The 2,640-nt window shown below is 65.6% G+C and carries 3 protein-coding genes; 1 reads left to right on the forward strand and 2 read right to left on the reverse strand.

From position 1 onward, the window contains the following. Nucleotides 1-180: 180 nt before the first annotated feature. A complete protein-coding gene (locus tag WA944_RS17335; RefSeq protein ID WP_526647182.1) occupies nt 181-1,434 on the forward strand; it encodes an HNH endonuclease signature motif containing protein in 1,254 nt (417 codons plus the stop codon). Here WA944_RS17335 and WA944_RS17340 read toward each other — a convergent pair. Continuing rightward, complete coding sequence (locus WA944_RS17340) at nt 1,431-1,907, reverse strand: hydrogenase maturation protease (protein ID WP_526370037.1); 477 nt, start codon at nt 1,905-1,907, stop codon at nt 1,431-1,433. The genes WA944_RS17335 and WA944_RS17340 overlap by 4 nt on opposite strands. Further along, nucleotides 1,904-2,640: Ni/Fe hydrogenase subunit alpha (locus WA944_RS17345; protein WP_526370039.1), on the reverse strand; the 737-nt coding region annotated here is incomplete at its 5' end. The genes WA944_RS17340 and WA944_RS17345, both read right to left, overlap by 4 nt.

The raw sequence follows: 2,640 nt of genomic DNA on the forward strand, positions 1-2,640 counted from the left end.
CACTGAGAATGCCTTCCGAAACCGGGACCATTACGACTTCAACAATCGTTATTATCCCAGTTCAGAAGGCATTTTCGCTGTTCACACGCCGATCAGATCGCAGATTGGTCCACGGATTCAGGCTAAGTCCCGATCCCGGCGCGGTCCGGATTTGTCGGACCCTTCTGTTTTGATGGTGTCATGTCTTCGGCGGCAACTTCTTTGGCTCCCAAGGAGCGGCTTGAGGTGTTGTTCGACGAGTTGTCGCAGTTGGCGGGGCAGCGTAATGCGATCGATGGGCGGATCGTGGAGATCGTCGCCGAGATCGACCGTGACGAGCTGTGCGGTTTGACCGGGGCGCGTTCGCTGGCCGGGTTGGTGGCCTGGAAGCTGGGCACCTCACCGGGCAACGCGCACACCATCACCACCGTCGCCGGCCGGCTCGGGGAGTTTCCGCGCTGCACCCAAGGGTTGCGCGAGGGGCGGTTGTCACTGGATCAGGTCGGGGTGATCGCCGGTCGGGCCGCCGCCGGCTCCGACGCCCATTACGCACAGCTGGCCGAGTCGGCGACGGTCACCCAACTGCACACCGCCCTCAAAGCAGCACCCCGCCCCAAGCCCAAGCCCGAACCGCAACCGGAGCCCGACCCGGTGTGGGAGCGGTCGGTCATCAAGACCGGTGACGACACCCACGCCACCTACCGGATCCGGCTCCCGCACGCTGAGGCGGCGGTCGTCGACGCCGCCCTGGCCTCCCACCTCGACGCCCTGGTCGCCGCGTGGCGACACGACCACGACACCGGTGGTCGGGTGTCGGAGCAGGCGCCGCCGTTCCCGACCACCGTGGATGCGTTCATGAGCCTGGTCGACGCCGGCTGGGACACCGAGGTGGCGCGGCGCCCGCACGGGCAACGGACCACGGTGATCGCCCACCTCGACGTCGACCAGCACGTCGCGTCGCTGCACCTCGGTCCGCTGTTGTCCGACAGTGAACGCCGCTTGATGCTCTGTGATGCCACCTGTGAGGTGTGGTTCGAACGCCACGGCCGGGTCATCGGCGCCGGGCGGGCCACCCGCACCGTCAACCGGCGGCTACGCCGCGCCCTGGAGCATCGGGACCGCTGCTGCGTGGTCCCCGGGTGCGGGGCCACCCGGGGGCTGCATGCTCATCACCTGCGGCACTGGGAAGACGGTGGCCCCACCGAACTCGACAATCTGGTTTTGCTCTGTCCTTACCACCATCGGCTGCATCACCTGGGTGGGATCACCCTCACCGGGCCTGCGCACCGCCTCACAGTCACCGACAACGAAGGCCAGGAACTCAGTTCGGGATCCTTGGCCCGACCACCGACCACGCCACCCCCGGCTGTGGCCCCCTACCGAGGACCGACCGGCGAACGCGCCCAATGGAAGTGGTACACCCCCTACCAACCACCACCACCAACCGACAACTAGCGTGCCGGTAGTCGATCTGAGCGCTGTGACGAGAGATATGCCGTCGCATCGTCGAGGTTGCGCTGCGCGGCGCGGGTCAAACCCATCGCGAACTCGAACTCGAATCCCCTGATCGCCAGGACGTGGACCTCCGGCAGACGCTGGAAGCACTGCCGACAGGTCGCCATGATCGCGGGGATCGAGATGGCGTGGGAGGTGAACGTGAAGTCCATTTTCGGCACCGCCCGCTGCAGCGTGAACGACGGTACCGCTTCGTCTTTGGTGGCGTCGATGAACAGCACCCGCCTCTTGGTGCTGATCAGTTCGGCGTCCTCGAGCAGCAGCTGGTAGCTGCGCTGCAGTTCGGCACTCGGGCAGTGTCCGTTCGCCTCGAGCCAGTCGATGAAGGCCCAACCCAGGCCGTCGTCCTGTCGGCCCACGTTGCCGATCCCGTAGATCAGGCAGGAGTCGTCGTCGTACTCGTCGAGGTTCACGACCGAATGCGCTCGTTGATCACGTTGCCCGACGGCCCTTCGACGGTGACGATCAGCGGCATCTGCCCGAAGGCGTGCGTCGCGCAACTCAGACAGGGGTCGAACGCCCGAATCCCGACCTCGATCGCGTTCATCATCGCTTCGGTGATCTCGCCGTGGCCCACCAGATAGTCCTCGGCCACCGAACGCACCGTGCGGTTGAGGACCTCGTTGTTGTGCGTGGTCGCCACGATGAGGTTGGCGAAGGTGATGTCGCCTTCCGCACCGGCACGATAGTGGTGCAGCAGCGTGCCGCGAGGTGCTTCCACGACGCCGACACCCTCACCGACCCAGGCGCCCGGCGCGGGCGTGACGACCAGGTCGTCCTTCTGCAGGTCGGGGTCGTGCAGCAGCTCTTCGATCAGCTCCGCAGCGTGGAGCACTTCGATGGTCCGCGCCCAGTTCGTATGCAGCGTCATGTTGTTCGGTGTGCCGGCGGTATAGGCGTGGAACCTTTCGAGCGCCTGCTGCGCGAGCGGGGTCGGCAGAGACTTCGTGACGTTCATCCGCGCGAGCGGGCCCACCCGAACCGACCCCTTCTCCCGGCCGAGTTCCTTGAGGAAGGGAAACTTCATATAGCTCCACGGTTCGACAGCCTCCGAGAAATGGTCGAGGTAGTCGTGGTAGTCGAGTTCCCGGACGATGCGCTTCTTGTCGTCGACGATCCGCAGCGCCCCGTGGTAGTAGTCCACGT

It is taken from the genome of Mycobacterium sp. (genome assembly GCF_049683355.1).
Taxonomy (GTDB): domain Bacteria; phylum Actinomycetota; class Actinomycetes; order Mycobacteriales; family Mycobacteriaceae; genus Mycobacterium.